At 67.0% G+C, this 18,283-nt stretch carries 18 protein-coding genes and 2 pseudogenes; 6 read left to right on the plus strand and 14 right to left on the minus strand.

Annotated elements, in window-relative coordinates; all coding sequences use genetic code 11:
* A partial coding sequence (locus tag JF886_RS16750) for a Rieske (2Fe-2S) protein (RefSeq protein ID WP_502711386.1) occupies positions 1-175 on the plus strand: 175 nt, incomplete at its 5' end.
* Positions 176-621: 446 nt separating this feature from the next.
* Positions 622-2,382, plus strand: coding sequence for a molybdopterin-dependent oxidoreductase (locus tag JF886_RS03655; RefSeq protein ID WP_337309720.1), 1,761 nt, complete (start codon positions 622-624; stop codon positions 2,380-2,382).
* A gap of 80 nt (positions 2,383-2,462) precedes the next feature.
* Here the strand turns inward: JF886_RS03655 and mutM are convergent, their stop codons facing one another.
* On the minus strand, positions 2,463-3,338 hold the full coding sequence (mutM, locus tag JF886_RS03660; RefSeq protein ID WP_337309722.1) for a bifunctional DNA-formamidopyrimidine glycosylase/DNA-(apurinic or apyrimidinic site) lyase: 876 nt from the start codon (positions 3,336-3,338) through the stop codon (positions 2,463-2,465).
* Between the two features lie 262 nt (positions 3,339-3,600).
* On the minus strand, positions 3,601-4,338 hold the full coding sequence (locus JF886_RS03665; RefSeq protein WP_337309724.1) for a Rieske 2Fe-2S domain-containing protein: 738 nt from the start codon (positions 4,336-4,338) through the stop codon (positions 3,601-3,603).
* Positions 4,339-4,575: 237 nt separating this feature from the next.
* Here JF886_RS03665 and JF886_RS03670 point away from each other — a divergent pair, with 237 nt between their 5' ends.
* Both JF886_RS03670 and JF886_RS03675 read left to right on the plus strand, forming a co-directional pair.
* Positions 4,576-5,343, plus strand: coding sequence for an SDR family oxidoreductase (locus JF886_RS03670; RefSeq protein WP_337309726.1), 768 nt, complete (start codon positions 4,576-4,578; stop codon positions 5,341-5,343).
* Between the two features lie 236 nt (positions 5,344-5,579).
* Positions 5,580-6,893: an NAD(P)/FAD-dependent oxidoreductase gene (locus JF886_RS03675; protein ID WP_337309728.1), complete on the plus strand. Its 1,314-nt coding sequence runs from the start codon at positions 5,580-5,582 to the stop codon at positions 6,891-6,893.
* A gap of 142 nt (positions 6,894-7,035) precedes the next feature.
* Here JF886_RS03675 and JF886_RS03680 read toward each other — a convergent pair whose 3' ends face one another.
* The 11 genes and pseudogenes from JF886_RS03680 to JF886_RS03730 form a co-directional block, all read right to left on the minus strand.
* The gene (locus tag JF886_RS03680; RefSeq protein WP_337309730.1) at positions 7,036-7,485 is read right to left on the minus strand and encodes a putative universal stress family protein; all 450 of its coding nucleotides are present in this window, start codon (positions 7,483-7,485) and stop codon (positions 7,036-7,038) included.
* 102 nt (positions 7,486-7,587) lie between these two features.
* Positions 7,588-8,073, minus strand: a complete 486-nt coding sequence (locus tag JF886_RS03685; RefSeq protein WP_337309732.1) for a MogA/MoaB family molybdenum cofactor biosynthesis protein — start codon at positions 8,071-8,073, stop codon at positions 7,588-7,590.
* A complete protein-coding gene (moaC, locus tag JF886_RS03690; protein ID WP_337309734.1) occupies positions 8,073-8,576 on the minus strand; it encodes a cyclic pyranopterin monophosphate synthase MoaC in 504 nt (167 codons plus the stop codon). The genes JF886_RS03685 and moaC overlap by 1 nt, the downstream gene beginning before the upstream one ends.
* A complete protein-coding gene (locus tag JF886_RS03695; protein WP_337309736.1) occupies positions 8,569-9,018 on the minus strand; it encodes a molybdenum cofactor biosynthesis protein MoaE in 450 nt (149 codons plus the stop codon). The genes moaC and JF886_RS03695 overlap by 8 nt, the downstream gene beginning before the upstream one ends.
* A 2-nt stretch (positions 9,019-9,020) precedes the next feature.
* Entirely contained in the window at positions 9,021-9,284 is a 264-nt protein-coding gene (locus JF886_RS03700) for a MoaD/ThiS family protein (protein WP_337309738.1), read from the minus strand.
* Positions 9,281-10,303, minus strand: a complete 1,023-nt coding sequence (moaA, locus tag JF886_RS03705; protein ID WP_337309740.1) for a GTP 3',8-cyclase MoaA — start codon at positions 10,301-10,303, stop codon at positions 9,281-9,283. The genes JF886_RS03700 and moaA overlap by 4 nt, the downstream gene beginning before the upstream one ends.
* The gene (locus JF886_RS03710; RefSeq protein ID WP_337309742.1) at positions 10,300-11,529 is read right to left on the minus strand and encodes a molybdopterin molybdotransferase MoeA; all 1,230 of its coding nucleotides are present in this window, start codon (positions 11,527-11,529) and stop codon (positions 10,300-10,302) included. The genes moaA and JF886_RS03710 overlap by 4 nt, the downstream gene beginning before the upstream one ends.
* 113 nt (positions 11,530-11,642) lie before the next feature.
* Positions 11,643-12,785 (minus strand): putative sulfate/molybdate transporter, encoded by a 1,143-nt coding sequence (locus JF886_RS03715; protein WP_337309774.1) that lies wholly within the window; start codon positions 12,783-12,785, stop codon positions 11,643-11,645.
* A gap of 247 nt (positions 12,786-13,032) precedes the next feature.
* A complete protein-coding gene (locus tag JF886_RS03720) occupies positions 13,033-13,488 on the minus strand; it encodes an OsmC family peroxiredoxin (RefSeq protein WP_337309744.1) in 456 nt (151 codons plus the stop codon).
* 138 nt (positions 13,489-13,626) lie between these two features.
* Positions 13,627-14,499 carry an FAD-dependent oxidoreductase gene (locus JF886_RS03725; protein ID WP_337309746.1) on the minus strand — a complete coding sequence of 291 codons (873 nt, stop codon included), beginning with the start codon at positions 14,497-14,499 and terminating at the stop codon, positions 13,627-13,629.
* A 74-nt stretch (positions 14,500-14,573) separates the two neighbouring features.
* Positions 14,574-14,978 (minus strand): annotated as a pseudogene (locus JF886_RS03730) (FAD-dependent oxidoreductase); the annotation flags it as partial.
* A gap of 400 nt (positions 14,979-15,378) precedes the next feature.
* Here JF886_RS03730 and JF886_RS03735 point away from each other — a divergent pair.
* Complete coding sequence (locus JF886_RS03735) at positions 15,379-15,777, plus strand: response regulator (RefSeq protein WP_337309747.1); 399 nt, start codon at positions 15,379-15,381, stop codon at positions 15,775-15,777.
* Positions 15,778-15,898: 121 nt separating this feature from the next.
* Entirely contained in the window at positions 15,899-16,453 is a 555-nt protein-coding gene (locus JF886_RS03740; RefSeq protein WP_337309750.1) for a DUF488 domain-containing protein, read from the plus strand.
* A gap of 85 nt (positions 16,454-16,538) precedes the next feature.
* Here JF886_RS03740 and JF886_RS03745 read toward each other — a convergent pair.
* Positions 16,539-18,280, minus strand: a pseudogene (locus JF886_RS03745) (glycoside hydrolase family 15 protein).
* Positions 18,281-18,283 lie beyond the last annotated feature (3 nt).

The following is an 18,283-nucleotide window of genomic DNA, read 5'->3' on the forward strand; positions in this document are numbered from 1 at the left end:
TCTCCATGAGGGTCCGCTCGAGGACGGGGTCGTGACCTGCCCCTGGCACGGATCCCGGTTCCGTATCGACACGGGACAGGCTCTGCGAGGCCCCGCGACCTTCCCCCAGCCCACCTTCACTGTCCGCGAGGCGGATGGCCAGGTCTCGCTGGAGCTGCGCCAGCCGAGTGCTTGAGCCCGCGGTCCGACCAGGCCCCGCGCCCCCGGAGGAGCGAGAGCGGAGACCGCTTGCGGCTCGTCAGCAGATACCCGGGAGGTCGTTTCCTGCGTTCGCGCGCGCTGAGAACGCTCCTTCCCCGTAGCTCCGCGGTCGTCACGTCCTCCCACCGGCATCTACCTATTGCGCCAACCCCGCCAGGAGGCGCGTTCATCTGCCTTCAGCGGATGCGCGCCGCTCAGAGCGCGCGGCTCGCCACAGAGTCCTGATCGGACGATGATCCTCGGCGTGCGAGGTGCGCGGGCCGTGGAGTCTCAGACATGATCTGGCGCTTGGCAGCACATCGTGGCATTCGGCCAAGCCGTTCCCCGCGCGGGCCAGCCTCTGGCATTCGAAACTCTGGAATAGTCCGGCACGCGGCCGCCGGCCTCCGCCGGGTTGGCCGCGCCCGTGAGCGTTGACGCGTGAGCGACCAACCGCCAACGGACGATCTGCGCCGGCCAGTCCCGAACGAGGCCCAACTGCAGGACGAGTTCCGCCACACGGCGCTGCTGGATCACGAGCAAGCCGAGCCGCGCATGTCGCTCGGCCGAGTGCACATGCGGGTGCGCGGCCGATTCGTCTCGGTGTGGTGGGCGATCCCGATCCTCACCGCCGCGGGCGTGCTGATCGTGCTCGCCGCCAAGCTGTACGCGGGCAGCCCGGCGGGGCGGGCGCTGATGGCGCAGTATCCCTGCATCCCGCACGACCCGCCCGTGCCCGCGGGTGTCCCCGCCTTCGTACGCTGGACCCACCTGCTCACCTTCTTCTTCTTGATCATCATCGTGCGCTCCGGCCTGCAGATTCTCTGCGATCACCCGCGGCTTTATTTGAAGGTCCACTGCACACCGGGACGGGAGTGGCTGCGCTTTCGCGGTCCGGTTCCCAGCGACGTGGTGTGGACCGCCAAGCAGGACGCGATCATGCTCAGCCCGCTTGTCGGGCTGCCCGGGGGGCGTCACACAATTGGGGTGGCGAGGCATTGGCACTTCATCTTTGACATCCTCTTTGTGATCACCGGCGTGGTCTATGTGGTGTTCTTCTTCGCCACACCCTGGGTGAATCGGCTGCTGCCCACCCACCTGTCGCTGTTCCCTGAGGCGGCCTCGTGTGCGGTCACCTACCTGAGCCTGCACCTGCCGCAGGGGTCGATCGGGTTCTTCCGCTACGACGCGTTGCAACAGCTGAGCTACTTCGCGGTCATCTTCGTGCTCGGACCACTGGCGATCCTCACCGGCCTGGCGATGTCACCGGCCCTCGACAATCGCTACCGCTGGTACGCGCGGCTGTTCGGCAACCGCCAGATCGCCCGCTCGCTCCACCTCCTGGTGATGCTCTCGTTCGTGCTCTTCTTCATCGGCCACATGACTCTGGTCGCGCTGACCGGCTTCGCGCCCAATCTCAACGACATCACCCTGGGTGTCAACCGCAACGACCTGAACGGTTTCGGCATCTGGTTGCTGGTGCTCATCCTGGTGGTCGGCTTCAATGTCTGGGCTGTCCGCTTGTCCTGGACTCACACCCGCGTCCTGCAACGGGTCTCCAATGCGACGGTGGGTCGGGGAATGAACCTGCTCTTCGACAGGTTCGCTCCCAAGGTGCAATACCAGCGCAAGGACATCAGTCCGTACTTCTGGCCCAACCACAGTCGGCTGCCCGAGGGGCGCGAGTGGGACGAGTTATGCGCCAACGACTTTCGCAGCTACCGCCTCAAGGTGCACGGGCTTGTCGAGCACCCCGTGGAACTGTCCCTGAATGACCTGCAGGAGATGGCCAAGCAGGAGCAGATCACCATGCACAACTGCATCCAGGGCTGGTCCGGTATCGCCGAATGGGGCGGCCTGCCGTTCTCCGCGCTGATCGATCTGGTCCGACCTCAACTCGACGCGCGGTGGGTGATGTTCTACTCGTTCGCCGAGGGTGGCCGCGGCGGCACCTATTACGACTCTCACAGCATCGAGGACATGCGCCACCCCCAGAGTCTGCTCGCCTACGAAATGAACGGCGCGCGGCTGCCGATCCTGCACGGTGGTCCGCTGCGCCTGCGGGTCGAGAACCAGCTCGGCTTCAAACACGTCAAGTGGATCAGCGAGATCGAGTTCGTTCACCACTTCTCAGAACGCTTCGCCGGGTTCGGCGGCTACCAGGAAGACCACGAATTTTTCGGGTACCGCGACCAGATCTGACACGAGCCAGATGGGACCGGACCGCATTCGACGCTCGTGATTCGGCCGTTAGCGTGGGCCGTCCCGCGCGAGGCCGCCGGTCACTGCGAGCGCTGGCAACGAGGACAGTGGTTCGTGCCCCGTCCTGCGACGCGGGTCCGGCGGATGCACGTTCCACAGACCAGGCAGGGCTGCGCCTGGCGGCGGAACAGTCGCGCGCCGGTAAGGTGACTGCCCCGGCCCCGAAAGACGTTGGCGTAGTCCTCGAAGCTGGTGCCGCCATCCTCGACCGCGGCACTGAGGACTGCCCGGATGGCGTGATGCAATCGGGTCACTGTGGCGGCGCTCAGCGTTCCCGCGGGCCGCTGGGGATGGATTCGCGCCAGGTGGAGTGACTCGTCGGCATAGATGTTGCCCACCCCGGCCACCGTCGTCTGATCGAGGATCACCGCTTTGATGGGGGCACGAGCATGGCGCCTGAGCTGTTCGCGGAAGTCCGCCACGTTGAACGCCTCGCTGAGCGGCTCCGGGCCAAGCCGCTTGAGGAACGGATCAGCGAGAAGCGCCGGCGTATCCACCAGTGTGATCCGGGCGAACTTCCGCTGGTCGTTGACGAACAGCACGGTGTCGCCGCTGAGCCGGATGATCACGCGCGTGGTCACGTTCGGCATAGGCGCCAGCATGCTGCGCGAGGGGTGGCCGCCGGCGAACCGCGTGCTGCCGTGCTCGGTCACCACCAGCTGCCCGGTCATCCGCGGATGCAGCAGCAGATGGAACCCGTCGTCCAGGTCGATGATCAGGACCTTGCCGCGACGGCCGATGCCGACCACTCGATGATCGACCACGACACGGTCGATCACCGACTGCGGCGCGTCGAATGACCGCTCCCAGAGCACATCGACGCCCTCGACGCGCTTGCTGGCCACGGTGGCGAGCAGTCCGCGCCGCATGGTCTCGACCTCGGGAAGCTCGGGCACAGGAGGTCTAGGGCACGGTCACGGAAGCCGGACCGGACAATTGGGGGCTCACCATTGCTCGTAGCATCGCTAGAGGATACCGCCAGCTTCGAATTGCTCGGCCACCGTGAGGCGTGGCGGAGGACGTGGCTGCGCGAGCGGGCACCCATGGTGCGCACGAGCCTCCGGGCCGGGCGCGGCGTCGGTCGTTACATCCAGAATGTCGAGGCGCTGTCCCTGATGAGGCCGAAGGATGTCACCCTGGCCGTTGTGGGTTGGAACGTCAGGCAGACGCCCAGACGACGACATCGCCGTCGACGACCTCGACACGATACGTCTCGACGGGGACCACCGCCGGCGGGTTGAGCACGTCCCCGGTGCGAATGTCAAATCGTGAGCCGTGCCGAGGGCATTCGACCGTGCAGTCCTCGAGCTCACCGTCGCTGAGCGGATAGTCCTCGTGGGTGCAGTTGTCGCGGAGTGCGTAGAAGCGACCATCGTCAGCACGGATGAGACAAACTGGTGTGTCATCCACAACAAGACCCCTCACGCTGTGGAACGGGACAGTGTCGGCGCGCGCAACCACGTGTCCAACTTCATCCGAGCCATCGGTCGCCACCGACTCTCCAGCAGCGGCGCGCTCATCGTGGTGCGGTTCGCCGATGGTGAGGAGGAAGGCCGACTCATCCAGGGCAACAACGCTGTGCGGCAATCGCTCGGTGACCACGAGCAGTTGGCCCGGGGTGAGCTCGTATGCTGCTCCCTCGACCTCGAAGCGAATCTGACCGTCGAGGCAGTGCACGCTGATGACCGAGTCGGCGTGGTGCTCGTCGACACGGCCACGAGCCTTGAGCGCAACGAGAACGACCCGGAAGGTCGGGTGGCTCGCCAGTGTCCTCGACGCCTGGTCCGCCGCCCGGTACGAGTCGCCGGCGCGCAGCGAACGCAGTTGTTCCTTCCAGTCGAAGGAGACGACCGGCGTCGAAGGATGTCCAAGGGTGTCTGCTGACCCGTTCGTCATGGCAATTCCTTGACAGGGCTGGTTACGAGAAGGTTTTCTGAGTTGTAGGCAGTCTGACGCAGGCCCGCTCGGAACGCGAGAGCTCGCACGGTAGCGGGTTTCCTCAGAACGGCACGGAGTCACGTTTGACGCTCGTGCTGCCGGTGACGGGCGGCGAGGAGGTCAAGAATGGATACCGTGTAGCAGGCAAGACCGTCCCCACCAGGGGACGTCAGACACAGGCTGAAGGAATCAAGCATGGCCTCCGTGCTGGTCACTGGCGGAACCGGGAGGCTGGGCGCGCGCATCGTCGCGCATCTCGCCGCCAGGGGACACTCCATCCGCGTCCTCAGCCGCACCCGTGGTTCCGATGCGCCCCGCGGCGTCGAGGAGGTCGTCGGCGACCTCGCGTCTGGAGAGGGACTTACCAGCGCGGTCGCCGGTATCGATACCGTTATTCACGCCGCCTCTGATTCCTCCGATCCAATGGCGACCGACGTGGCCGGCACCCGCCGCCTCATCGTCGCGCTCGGCGAGGGCGGCGACGCGGCGAAGCTCGTCTACGTGTCCATCGTCGGGGTGGAGCACAGCAGGCTCCCGTACTACGTCGCCAAGCGCGCCGTCGAACGAGAGGTTGAGAGCAGCGGCTTGGCCTGGAGCATCGTGCGGGCGACCCAGTTCCACAGCTTCGCCCTGTCCGTCCTCCAGTCGCTCGTGGACGACCGCGGCACTTTGACGGTTCCCGACGGGACGCTCTTGCAACCGGTGGACGCCGACGAGGTCGCGGAGCGTCTGGTCGCCGTGGCAGACGGCCAACCCTTACGTCGAATCGCCCTACTCGGCGGCCCCGAGGTGCTCAGCCTGGAGCACATGGCCCGCGCCTACCAAGAAACGCGGGGCTTGCCCGCCTCGGTCCGTGTTGGCGTCGTCCACGACCCGATGCTCGACGCCTGGCAGTCACGCGACCAGCTCACCCCCGAGCACGCCGAAGGTAGGCTGACCTGGCAGCAGTTCCTTGACCGCTGACCTCGAGCGATCCGTGGTCAACCAGTTGGGTGCATTGACCGCGGTCAGCCAGGACAAGCAGCACATTGGCGGGCCGTCACCGTGGAGTCCCATGTCCGCTGGCGCACCGACACGACCCCCAGCTACGGCGCCACCATCTGCAGTTCGGCACCTCACTTCGACTCGAGCCGCTCGCGGGTGCCGGTGGGGGCGGTGAGTACAGCGCTACCCTTGTAGGCGGAGGATGTGTCGGGAACATGACGCGGCCACGGGTGGTCATCATCGGCGCCGGTTTCGGCGGCATCAGCGCGGCTCGCGCCTTACGGCACGCGGAGGCCGACGTGCTGCTCGTGGACAGGCACAACTACCACCTCTTCCAGCCGCTCCTCTACCAGGTCGCCTCCGGGTTGCTCGACCCGTCAGAGATCGCACACCCGATTCGCACGATTCTTCGAGGTCAGCCTAACGCCGACGTACAGATGACCGAGGTGCGGGCAATAGATCTCGCTGAGCAGGTGGTGCGCGCGAGCGGCGGCGATATCCCCTACGACTATCTCGTCGTGGCCGCGGGTGCCGCCACGGATCATTACGGGCGCGACGACATCGCCAGCCACACGCGTGGCCTCAAGGGGCTCGACGACGCGCTCACATTGCGTGGCGCCGTCCTTTCGCACTTCGAGATGGCCGCGGGGTGCGCCGACGAGCGTGAGCGCCGCCGCCTGCTCACATTTGTCATCGCCGGAGCCGGGCCCACCGGAGTGGAGTACGCGGGTGCGCTCAGCGAGCTCTTCTCGCACCTTCTGCCCAAGGACTTCCCGCGGCTGGACTTCGGGCCAGTGCGGGTGATCGTGGTCGAGGGCAGGACCCGAGTGCTCGAGTCGTTCCATCCACGACTCGCTGCCAAGGCCAGTTCCGTTCTTCGTCACCGCAGCGTGGAGTTGCGGCTGGGGCGCACCGTCTCCCACGTCGACGAGCGCGGCGTGACGCTCGACGACGGGACGCTCATCGAGGCGGCGACGGTGATCTGGACAGCGGGTGTCCGCGCGTCCGTTCTCGGCCAGAGCCTCTCCAGGCAGCTGCGACGGTCCGGTCGTGTCCCCGTACAGCGCACACTGCAGCTGGCCAATCACAGCGAGGTGCAGGTGATCGGTGACCTGGCCGAGTTCGCGGACGGTCGCATGCCCCTGCCGATGCTTGCTCCGGTCGCGATCCAGCAGGGGAAGCATGCCGCCGCCAACATCATCCAGCTGCTCGATGGTGGCTCCGCGACGCCCTTCCGCTACCGCGGCAAGGGAACGATGGCGACCGTCGGGCGCAACGTGGCGGTGGTGCAGCTGGGCCCGATCAGGGTAGCCGGCTTTGTTGGATGGCTGATGTGGCTGGTGGTGCACCTGACCTACATCATCACATTCCGCAGCAAGACCGTCGTACTGATCAACTGGGCGTGGAACTATGTCTTCTACGATCGCCCGGTACGATTGATCACCGGAGTGCCGAAGGACACGCCGACTCAGTCTGAGGCCACCGTGACAAGTGATGGAGGACGTCAGATCGGTCGGCGGCGATCATGACCGCGACGAAGACGAAGACAAATGGCCACGAGCCCATGCCGTTGCGCGTGCGACTGGGACATTGGCCACGTATAACTGGTCGTGGGCGGGTGCAGTCCCACCCGTCTGACATATTCCTCCAGGAGCCGCTGACACGAGCTGGTCAGGCCTCCTGGCGCTCCACGATCTGCCCTTCGTCGTCGAAATAGAACACGATCGTCGGCAGGTCGAAGTGCGAGCGCAACTGCTCGGCTACATGGTGCTCGCGCCAATTCTCGTGTTCGCTGCCAGGGGCGTGGAGTCTCACCACGATCAGATCAGCTTCGAATTGAGCTAGCGCATCGGCAATCGCGGTGACTTGATTCTCGGCTCCAACCGTTCCAAGGGGTTCGAGGCCGTCCGCGCGCATGTGATCAAAGACCGTCCGCAGGCGTTGGTCGGCAGCCGCTCGCGCGCTGTCTCTCTCGTCGGAGAGCCATTGCATCCAACTCGTCAATATCGGGGCAACAACGTAGACTGCCTCTGCCTCATCGAGGATCGGTCTGATCGCTTCGGGAACCTCGTTGGCGTCGGCCAGATCCTCATTGGTCAGGACGAGCACGCGGCGGGCCATCGACTACTCCTCGGTTGAGGGCGCTGCCTTGTGAGCGTCCCGTTCCTCAGTGTAGGTCCGATCAGCGTCGACGGGCTAGACACGGCCAGATGGTGCGGATGGTCAGGGTTCGGCACCTCGTCGCAGCAGGCTGAGTGCATGAGGCAGTGCCGGCCAGACTGCGTCGAGGCAGTCCCGGCATGCCGCGGTGCTGCCGGGCAGCGCGAGCACCAGGGTCTGCCCACGCACGCCTCCGAGTTGCCGCGAGAGCATGGCGTGCGCAGTCTTGGCCAGCCCCGCCGCACGCATCGCCTCCCCCATTCCCGGCAGTTCGCGATCGAGCATCGGACGCACCGCCTCCGGGGTGACGTCGCCAGCCCCGATGCCGGTCCCGCCCGTGATCACGACGAGGTCGGCTGAGCTCTGCAGCAACGCGTTGCGGATCGAATCGACGTCATCGGCGACCAGGAGACGCTCGATGTCGGCTACGGGGAGTGTGCGCAGGCGTGTCTCAACCAGGTCGCCGCTGCTGTCTACCGCCCCCGAACCGGCGGCGCGGCTCGAGCTGACGGTGATCACCGCGCACAGCAGTCCGGTCGTGCTCGACATCAGCTGGACGGGCGCATCATTTCGGGCGGGGGTTCGCGGAGCCCATGCCGACCACCGCTCTTCTGCAACAAGCGGATGTCGCTCACGGTGATCCAGGGGTCAGCGGCCTTGAGCATGTCGATGACGGTGAGCGCCGCCACCGCCGCAGCGGTGAGCGCTTCCATCTCGACACCAGTTGGCCCGCGGCAACTGACTGCAGCGGTGATGCGCAGGCCCGGCGGATCATCGAGGTACGCGAAGTCCACGGCGACATGGTCGAGCCGCAACGGATGGCAGAGGGGGATCAGATCGGGGGTGCGCTTTGCGGCCATGATGCCGGCGATCCGCGCGGTGGCGAGCACGTCTCCTTTGGCTGCGCGCCCGCTGCGCAGAACGTCCAGGGTCGCCGCTGCGTGAAACCGGACATCGGCACGCGCGCTGGCAGAGCGAGCGCTCTCCCCCTTGTCACCGACATCGACCATCCGTACGGTGCCGTCGGCAGCGACGTGAGAGGGTTCAGACATCGGCCTGGACGGCACATCGCCCGTCGACCCAGCGGGCGCCACCGGGGACGTGCTCCCGCTTCCAGATGGGCACGTCCCGTTTCACCGCTTCGATGATCTGCCGGCAGCCGTCGAGGGCAGCGCCCCGGTGCGGAGCGGTAGTGATGACCACGACGGCCGCCTCGCCGACGAGGAGCGCGCCGACACGGTGGATCACGGTGACGGCGCTGAGCCCAAAGCGATCGCGGGCCTCGATGGCGATGCGCCGCATTTCTGACAGCGCCATGGGCCCGTATGCCTGGTAGTCCAACTGGTGTACAGGAGCGCCGTCGCTGTGGTTCCTCACCCGTCCGATGAAGCTGGCAACCGCGCCGTCGCCGTCCTCTCCAACATGGTTGAGGAGCGCCGCGACGTTGATCGCCTCTTCGACGAGGTCGACGACGACCCCCGCCGACGTCCCCATCGCTATCCTCCGCAGACCGGCGGCATGAACGCCACCTCGTCACCGTTGGTCAGGGGAGCGTCCCACTGGCAGTACTCGAGATTGCAAGCGCAGCGGACGCTGCCCCGCGTGGTCGCCACGTCTGGACGGCCCGTGGTCACCACGTCCCAGAGCTCGCTCACCGTGGCCACGGGCTCGTGAATACACAGTCGTGCGGCGTGCAGGCGTTCGCGCAGCATCCCGAAGAGGAGAACCCGGATCTCGAGGGGCGGCGCGGACCCAGTCATCCGCCGATGTACGACATCTCGAGGCGCGGGTCGCGACGTTCCGCGGTGGCACGCTCCTCGGAGTAGCGATCCGTGCGCACCACCCACAGACGGCTGATGAAGGCCGCGATCGCGGCGTCGTCTGAGCCTGTACGCAGCAGGCTGAGGACATCGTTCCCCGCTGTAGCGAAGAGGCAGGTGTGGAATCGGCCATCCGCGCTCAGCCGCAAGCGAGTGCAGCCACCACAGAACGGCTCGGTCACCGATGTAATGACGCCGATCTCACCCCGGCCATCCAGAAAGCGGTGGCGGCGTGCCACCTGGCCTACCGTGCCATCGGCGATGGGTTCCAGCGGATGCCGAGCGGCGATGACCGCCAGGATCTCCGCACCGCCAACAACCTCAGACCGCTTCCAGCCGTTGCTCTCGCCGACGTCCATGAACTCGATGAACCGCATGATATCGCCGTGCTCGCGCGCGAATTCGACGAGCGGCAGGATCGACGTGACATTGAGGCCACGGCGGATGACGGCGTTGAGCTTGATCGGGCCGAAGCCGGCGGCCCTGGCGGCGGAGAGTCCCGAGAGCACGGTCTGTAGCGCCACACCGCTGTCGCTGATGCCTCGATGCAACTGCGGATCCAACGTGTCGAGGCTGACCGTGAGGCGATGCAGACCGGCGTCTTTCAACCGCTGGGCGCGTGGTGCCAGCAAGGCGCCGTTGCTGGTCAGTGCGACGTCCAGCGCGCCTGCAGAGCAGATGCCTTCGATGATCTCCTCGAGATCAGGCCGAAGCAGCGGCTCACCACCGGTGAGGCGGACCTTGCGCACCCCGAGCCGCACCAGAATGCGTGCCAGGCGGATGATCTCCGCGACTGTCATGATCTGGGAGCGCGGCAGAAACGCATGCCCTGGCCCGAACCTCGAACGCGGCATGCAGTAGGTGCAGCGGAAGTTGCAGCGATCGGTCACGGAGATGCGCACCTCGCGGAGAGGGCGGTCCAGACCGTCGACGAGCACGGGGGAGGCGGCGCTGGTCATGGGAGAACCATCACTCCTACCGGCGTGCCCACCATTGCTTCGGCGAGCCCTGCGGGGATCAGCGCCAACGCATCCGCCCCACTGAGCGCGTGCATCATGTCGGAGCCTTGGCCACCGCTCGAGGTGGCGACAAGATTTTTACCATCGCGACGGAGGCGAACCCGGACGTACGTCTCCAGGTGTGCGGGTGTGTGAAAGGAGTCACCAAGGATTGCCGGGAAGACCGGGGGCTGCAGCTCTTCGGCGCCTTGCATGGCGAGGATCGCGGCACGCGCGAAGAGCAAGAACGTCACCGCACTGCTGACGGGGTTGCCGGGGAGCCCGATGAAGGGCGTCTTGACGACGCGCCCGATGACGATCGGCTTGCCCGGCCGCATCGCCACCTTCCAGACATCGACCGCACCCAACGCGGCGACGCACTCGCGGAGGTGGTCGTGGCCACCCATGCTGACCCCCGCGCTGCTGACGATGAGGTCGGCCCGCTCGCCCGCACGGATGAGCGCGCTCGTCACCGCTGAACGGTCGTCGGCGATGACGTCCGTGTGGGTCACGCATCCACCCGCCTCGCGAACGGCCGCCGCGAGCATGCTGCTGTTGACGTCGGTCACCTGGTGCGGCAGCGGAGTGCTTCCGGGTGGGACCAGCTCGTCCCCGCTGCTGAGAAGAGCGACGCGGGGCCGGACCGCCACCGACACCTGCGCGCGCCCTGCAGCCGCGCAGACGCCGATATCCACGCTGCGCAATCTCGTCCCGGCCGAGGCCACGACCGTGCCCTGCCGGACGTCGTGGCCGCGCCGGCGGACGTACGCGCCCGTCACCGGCACCGTCCTGATCTGCACCCGCCTTCCGGTCCGCAGGGTGTCCTCGACGGGGACCACGGCATCGGCGCCACTGGGCACAGGGGCACCAGTTGTGATCACCGTCGCCGTTCGCGGCTGGTGGGGCGGCGGGGGGTGGCCGGCGCGGCTCTCGGCGCCCAGCGCGAGGATCACCGGTGCGTCACTCCGTGCGCGGGACACATCGCGACTGGCAACTGCGTAGCCGTCCATGGCTGAGTTGTCGATCCCTGGCAGATCCGTCGCGGCGACCACGTCTTCGGCAAGGACCCGTCCCAGGGCCTCATCGAGTGCCACATCCTCGGCGCCGAGCGGCGAGACCAGCCCAAGGAGGGTGCGGCGCGCCTCGTCCACGCTTACCAGCGTGGTCGGCGTCCGGGTCACGCTCACCATGGCTCCATCATCAAAGCACGGACGCCGCGGCTGTCGTCGAAGCTCGCGGTGCCGGGGACCCTCGGGGCGAGCGGCCGCGGCAGGGCGAGACCAGTCAGGGCGCTGAGCCATCAGCCTGCCTGATCGGCCCCGTGCCGGATGATGGCGAAGAGTCCGACGACGAGGAGCCCGGCGACCACCCCCGCGGTGATGTTGCCGGTGAGAGCCGACACGGCACCGATGAAGAGCGCGATGGCCAGCTCCCGCCTGGTGCGCAACTCGGCAATCAGGGTGGCGTGCATCACGCCGACGAACAGCAGCAGGCCAGCGAGGATGCAGGCAGGCAGCACCGCCAGGAGGGTCGGCGCCGCGGCCCCACCCACCAGCCCCAGCACCACCAGGACTCCACCGTAGACCGCGGTGGCGCGGCCGGTCCGCGCGCCCATGCGCACGTGAGCGGTGAGGCCGCCCGCCCCGTGGCACATCGGCATTCCACCAAGCGGCGAGACGATCAGGTTGGCGACACCCATCGACAGAGCCAGCCGGCCGGGGGTCACCGAACGCCCCTGCTGGCCGAAGTAGGACACCGCAGCCGATGACGTGGCCATCAGGCTGTTGCCGAGCGAGAGCGCCAGCTGAGGCAGAGCAAGCGTCCACAACGCAACCGCGAACTGCCCACCACTCGGGCCCTCCAGCCTGAGCGGCTCCGGCCCGAGCGTCAGTGGGCCAGAGTGGTGGAGTCCGAACAGGGCGCCGACCAGCAGCCCCACAGCGAGCAGGGCGACCGGGATACCCGGAATGCGCCGCCACACCGCAGCGGCCACCACCAGCGCCACGGTCATGCCGATGAGGGGCCCCTCCACCCCGCCGGAGAGGCGGAAGCTGAACTGTCCCGAACGCACCATCTCGTCCCAGGCGGTGCGGACCAGAAGAATGCCGACCGACAGCTGAATCCCGCGAACCACCGCGGGGATGAAGACGACGCGCAACCGGTCGGCCAGTCCACTCAGGGACAGCCCCATGAACAGCGCTCCGATCATCAGACCGGCGGCGGCGATGCCTGAGGGTCCCAGCCCCGCGCTGATGGCGATCGCGCTGACCGCCTTCAGAGGCTGCACGGGGATCGGGAGACGGTGCAGGTACGCCACAGTGATGTACAGCACGCCAGCTCCCACGAAGACGGCGGTCGCGTTGAGGTGATTGATGGTGACCAGGGCCACCGCCAGGGGAATCAGCAGCGGCGCGTCGCCGAAGCCTCCGCCGATGTCGCGCAGGGTCGCGCGGACGCCTTTCGACTACCCCGCTGTCAGCCCATCTGTCGGCGCGCCGCTGCGCACCACCGCGACGTTGCTCATGCCGGGCATTCTCAGGGACATCCGATGGGGCCTGTGGGAATCGGGTCGGGCTGAAGCCTGAGGTCGCTTCTCGCGGTGCGCAGCCACGACCGATTCAGGACGCCTCTCCGATGGACTCAAGGTGCTGCCAAAGCCAGGCGCGCGCGAGCACTGGTGCGTGAGCGGCCTACGCGTGGATCGGCGTTTTCCGCCAGTGGGCGGTCACGTTGATCCGGACACTCCGCCGCAACGCGTTGGCAACCGGGCAGAGCTGGGCCGCTGCGGCGACAGCGTGCTGAAACGATTCGCCATCCAGGTCGGGGATCACCCCTCGCACGTCAATATCCATCGCCGTGATCCGCGGCGCTCCCTGCAGTTCGAGGGTGCAGGTCGCTTCGACGACGAGCTGTTCGGCTTGCGCGGAGCGCTGGCCGAGGACGAGCGAGAGCGCCATCGCAAAGCAGGCTGCCTGGGCGGCCGCGAGCAACTCCTCGGGACTGGTCCTGCCGTCGGGCTTCTCCACGCGCGAGGCCCAGGTGACGGGCTGCTCGGTCAGCGCGCCGCTGCCCACGGTCAGCGTCCCCTCTCCGCCCACGAGATCACCCGCCCAGACGCAGTGCGCACTCCTCTTGGTCTCGGTCATCACGCACCTCCTCTGCTGAGAACGCTGATCCGGTGGCGGCCAGGCGACCGCACTGTGAGAATTCCGGAAGACCGGCGCCGCCCGACGTGTTCCAGCGGTAACACGCCGTCAGCCGTTCTTCCTTCCCTACTGCGACTGCTACAGCATCGATGCAATGTTGGAAGCCTGGGTCGGATAGACGAACAGCGTCTCCTTGAGAGCGTCCGCCCTGACGTCCGCTCGGATGGCGAGGGCAAAAATGTTGGAGAACTCGTCGGCCTCGGGACCGAGCAGGTGCGCTCCGAGGATTCTGCCGCTGCCCTTCTCGATCAGCACCTTGTACATCGACGCCGGCTCGGCGACCCGGCGCGCCGAGTACCAGCCGGAGGTGTCGGCCTGGTTGACGATGAAGTTCAGACCCTTGGCGTGCGCCTCCTCCTCGGTGAGACCCACAGCGCCCAGGGCGGGGATCGAATAGACCACGCTGGCCATGCCGAGGTAGTCGGCTGTGTGTTGGTTTCCCTCCAGGATGTTCCGGGCCACCACGCTGCCCTCGTAATCGGCGAAGGGGGTCTCCGGCAAGCCTCCGCTGTTGGCGGCGTCGCCGGCTGCGTACACGGCCGGGTTGGAAACGCTCTGCAGGTGGCGGTTCACCGTCACCCCACGAGGATCGAACTCAACCCCGGCAGTTGGCAGGTCGAGGTCGTCGAGCTCGGCCGCGCGACCGGCCGCGTGGACAACCAACTCCGCCTCGAACACCTTCGAAGAACTGGAATCCATCGAGGTGATGACGTTGAAGTGCCCCGGGTGTCCGCCGATGCCCTCGACCTTCGTGCCGGTGCGCACGTCGATGCCGAGGGCACGGGTGCGCTCCAGCAGCTTCGCCACCAGGTCCGGGTCGAAGTGCTCGAGCGGGCGCGCCCCCTGGTGCAGGATGGTGACCGCCGCCCCAGCGCGGGCGGCGATGTGGCCGAACTCGAAGGCGATGTAGCCTCCGCCGACAAAGATGATCCGGTCGGGCAGCTGCTCCATGTCAGGAACTGATCGCTGCGAGTGAGATGCTCTTCGCCGTCGATGTGTAGGGTGGCGGGCCACGCGCCCGTTGCGACCACCACGTGGGTGCCTTCCAGGACGTCGTCTCCCACTGCTATCGAGTTCTGGTCGACAAAGCGGGCACGGCCATGGAATGTCTCGACGCCGGCTTGCAGGAAGCCGTCCTCCCGTTGTTTGGGGAACGGGTCGGTGAATGTGGCCTTGAAGCGGATCAGCTCGGCCCAGTCGATGTGCACATCGCCAACGACTCCTCGGCCCACCATGCGGTGCTGTCGGTCGACGACTTCGGCCGCGCCCACCAGCACCTTCTTGGGGTCACAGCCGCGCAGACCGCACGTGCCTCCGAAGGGCCGCGAATCAACGATCGCCACATTCTTGCCGGCCGCCCGGCACCCCGCGGCCACCGTCGAGCCGGCCTCCCCTGTCCCGATCACGACAACATCGAATGTCTTCTTCACGACCCCGCCCCTTATGTGTCATTCGGCGCCCGCTGCTCACGCCGAATCTGGCGCGGGGTACGGGCAGGTAGGCGTCCGTGTCAACGGGTCCGTTGCCGCGAGGCCGAAGCGCGCACGGGCACCCCAACCATGGTCCCACCGCCATCAACTGTTCCGTCCCCTAGCGCACCTACGCCATCTCCCCGCGAGGGTATCTCGGAAGGGAGACCATCGCAGAGGCACAGTGCGCGTCCCCGCATGTTCGCTGACGCACCGACGCCACTCCAGTGAAGTAACGATCATGGACGGGCTGCAGGCGGCTGCGTCTGCTGAACGCTGCGTGAGGTACCACGATGCTCAGGCCCCCGCGCCGACGGTGAGCACCGCGGCGACGTCCCCGAGTGCCCGACGCGGATCCGCCTTGGCGCCTCCGCCGACCGCGCCCGTCGATCATTCGTTGATTCTGGTCATTGACGATGATCCGAGCTTCCGCGAGTTCCTCACCATCGGCCTCTCCAGGTACGGACTCGAGGTCAGCGCTGCGGTTGACGGAATCGACGGCTTGGCACACCTCGCCGCTCGCCGACCGGTGGCGATTGTGACGGACATGAGGATGCCGCGTCTCGATGGACTGGAATTCTGCCTCAGCGTGCGGGCGCAGCCGGCATACGGCGACATTCCGATTGTCGTCTTGACCAACGGCGATTTGATGGGTGAGCCGATGCTGGCGGTAGGAAAGCTCCGCATGGTAACCCCACTGGCAAAGACCGTTCCGATGAAGGATCTGGTGGCCTTGGTCGGCCGCGAACTTGCCGCGTGACGCGGCCGGTTCACCGTGACGCCAGTAGACCGTGCCGCTGCGGTCAAAAGTGATGGACGACGTCGGTTCAGAGGAGTCCGCCATGGCCGAGCAGGGCCGTCCGTGCCACGGATTTCGGCCGATGGACAGGCTGGACGGTCCAGAGACCTTCATGCACACAATCGGACACTCGACGCGACCAATCATCGAGTTCATCGGCCTGCTCCGCGAGCACGCGATCGAGACGGTCCTCGATGTGCGGACGGTGCCTCGATCGCGATTCAATCCGCAATTCAACTTGGACGTACTGCCCGCGACGCTCGCCGAAGCACGGCTGCAGTATCAGCACCTGCCCGCACTTGGCGGGTTGCGAAAGACGAAGTCCGCTTCAGAGAACAGAGGCTGGCGGAACGCCAGCTTTCGCGGCTACGCCGACTACATGCTCACCGTCGAGTTTCAGACTGCCGTCGACGGCCTGATCGAGCTGGCCGGTCACCAGCGCAGCGCAATCATGTGCGCCGAGGCCGTTCCCTGGCGCTGCCACCGATCTTTGATCGCCGATGCGCTCACGGTGCGGGGCCATCGCATCCAGCACATCATCGGTGCCAACAGCTCAAGGCCTCACGCGTTGACCAGCTTCGCGCGGGTCGAGAACTGCCGGATAACCTACCCCTCGCCCCCTGGGTCCGGGTCCTAGTGGTCAGGCGTCACAGGTGTGACGCGCTGCGGACGACTACCCGACGGGAGCTGCGGCTCACCTTCAACTGGTCTGGCGGCAGCATTCACGTCGCCAGGGTGATGGCGCTCTCCAGCAGGAGGGCATGGACGAACGCCTGGGGGAGATTTCCCCTGAGCTGACGCTCACGGACGTCGTACTCCTCGCAGAACAGCCCTGCAGGGCCACAGGCGCCACGCGTGCGCTCGAACCAGCGCACAGCGCCGACAGGGTCACCCGCGACGTGTTTGCGCAGCGCCATCATGAAACCGCACAGGAGAAACGCCCCCTCGGCCTCGCCGAGTGGCCGTGCGTCGTGCCGGAATCTGTACACGTATCCGTCCTCAACGAGCTCGTGCTCGATCACGGCAAGCGTGGCCCTGCTCCGCGGGTCATCCAAGGCCACCGCGCCGCGAACAGTGGGGATCAACAGGGCGGCGTCAACGCGCGGATCGTCCTCCGCCCGTTGCCAGGCACCGTCATCGCGCACCGAGGTGTGCCCGCTGCGAGCGAGGATCGCATCGGCCAACGCCATCCATGCTGCTGTCGCCCCAGACGACGTCGGGGCTACCTTGGCGGCAGCGCGCAGGCCAGCAACACAGCTGAGCCGGCTGTGCGTCCAATGGTGCGGCTCCAGTTCCCAGATGCCCGCGTCGGGCTCCTGCCAGCGCGCTTCGATGACCGACACGGCTGTCTCCAGAGCTCGCCACCCTTCCACGTCAAGGCGGTCGCGTTTCGCTGCCCCCGCCAGCAGCAACAGAGTCTCGCCGCACGCATCGAGCTGGAACTGACCGTTCACCCAGTTGCCGACGATGTCGGTGCCGCCGGGATACCCCGGGAGGTGGAGGCGACGCTGGTCGGGAACCGGACCCCCGTCCACGGTGTACGCCGGCTTGAGATTGGGACCGTCCGCCAGCAGTCGTTCGCTGACGAAGGCGACCGCACTGTCAGCGAGTTCGTCAACACCGGCAGCCAACGCCGCATGGCCGGCGTAGCACTGGTCGCGAATCCAGGCGAACCGGTAGTCGTAGCTGGTCGATTGCCGCGCCCGCTCCGGCAGCGAGGTGGTGGCCGCGGCGACCATGCCTCCGGCGGCGCTGGTGAGCCCCAGCATCACGGCGCAGGCATGCTGGGCGTCGCGCGGTGCCAGCGACTGCGACAGCGGGGGATGCGGCTCTTCCAGGCTGCCTCCGTCGCCGACCAGGCCGCGCCGGCATCCGGCAGTCCCTCTGCGGTGTCGCCTGCCTCCACCGACATGACCAGGTCGTGATGGGAGCCGTTGGGCACGACAAGGTCAAGCTGGAGAGTATCGCGCTCGCCTCTCACCATCCGCGCCTTGCCGGCTCCCCCCCAGCGCAGCCGAACGTGGCCATGATCGACCACCCAGGTATCGCCCTCGCGACGGACGGCGCGCGGTGCGGCTGTGCCGAAGTCGGCGCGGGTCCGCAGCGTGCAGCGCACGCGGGCTGTGCCCTGGCACGCGACGATGCGACGCAAGATCACGGCGCGATTTGGTGCGGAGGGCAGAGCTAGCGCCTCCCGGCATTCGATCGTTGCTCTGTTGGTCACCCAGCGGCTCCGCCAGATCAGCGACCCGGGCTCGTAGTAGCCACCCCAGACGTGTCGCTCGATGGGCGTGACCGCGTACGAACCGCCGCCACCGATGAGTGCGCTGAACAGGGCGCGGTCATGCCAGCGCGGGAAGCACATCCACACCAGGTCGCCGTGCGGACCGATGATGATGCCGCGCTCGCCGTCGGCGAGCAGCGCGTAGTCGCGCAGTACAACCGGAGCGGCCGCGGGATCCATCCG

The sequence above is a fragment of the Candidatus Aeolococcus gillhamiae genome (assembly GCF_016464765.1).
Lineage (GTDB): Bacteria > Chloroflexota > Dormibacteria > Aeolococcales > Aeolococcaceae > Aeolococcus > Aeolococcus gillhamiae.

Bases quoted from the DNA above. Each gene is read 5' to 3' on its own strand.
- JF886_RS03665 (WP_337309724.1), bottom strand. From the start codon at position 4,338: ATGACGAACGGGTCAGCAGACACCCTTGGACATCCTTCGACGCCGGTC.
- JF886_RS03670 (WP_337309726.1), top strand. From the start codon at position 4,576: ATGGCCTCCGTGCTGGTCACTGGCGGAACCGGGAGGCTGGGCGCGCGC.
- JF886_RS03675 (WP_337309728.1), top strand. From the start codon at position 5,580: ATGACGCGGCCACGGGTGGTCATCATCGGCGCCGGTTTCGGCGGCATC.
- JF886_RS03680 (WP_337309730.1), bottom strand. From the start codon at position 7,485: ATGGCCCGCCGCGTGCTCGTCCTGACCAATGAGGATCTGGCCGACGCC.
- JF886_RS03685 (WP_337309732.1), bottom strand. From the start codon at position 8,073: ATGTCGAGCACGACCGGACTGCTGTGCGCGGTGATCACCGTCAGCTCG.
- moaC (WP_337309734.1), bottom strand. From the start codon at position 8,576: ATGTCTGAACCCTCTCACGTCGCTGCCGACGGCACCGTACGGATGGTC.
- JF886_RS03695 (WP_337309736.1), bottom strand. From the start codon at position 9,018: ATGGGGACGTCGGCGGGGGTCGTCGTCGACCTCGTCGAAGAGGCGATC.
- JF886_RS03700 (WP_337309738.1), bottom strand. From the start codon at position 9,284: ATGACTGGGTCCGCGCCGCCCCTCGAGATCCGGGTTCTCCTCTTCGGG.
- moaA (WP_337309740.1), bottom strand. From the start codon at position 10,303: ATGACCAGCGCCGCCTCCCCCGTGCTCGTCGACGGTCTGGACCGCCCT.
- JF886_RS03720 (WP_337309744.1), bottom strand. From the start codon at position 13,488: ATGACCGAGACCAAGAGGAGTGCGCACTGCGTCTGGGCGGGTGATCTC.
- JF886_RS03725 (WP_337309746.1), bottom strand. From the start codon at position 14,499: ATGGAGCAGCTGCCCGACCGGATCATCTTTGTCGGCGGAGGCTACATC.
- JF886_RS03740 (WP_337309750.1), top strand. From the start codon at position 15,899: ATGGACAGGCTGGACGGTCCAGAGACCTTCATGCACACAATCGGACAC.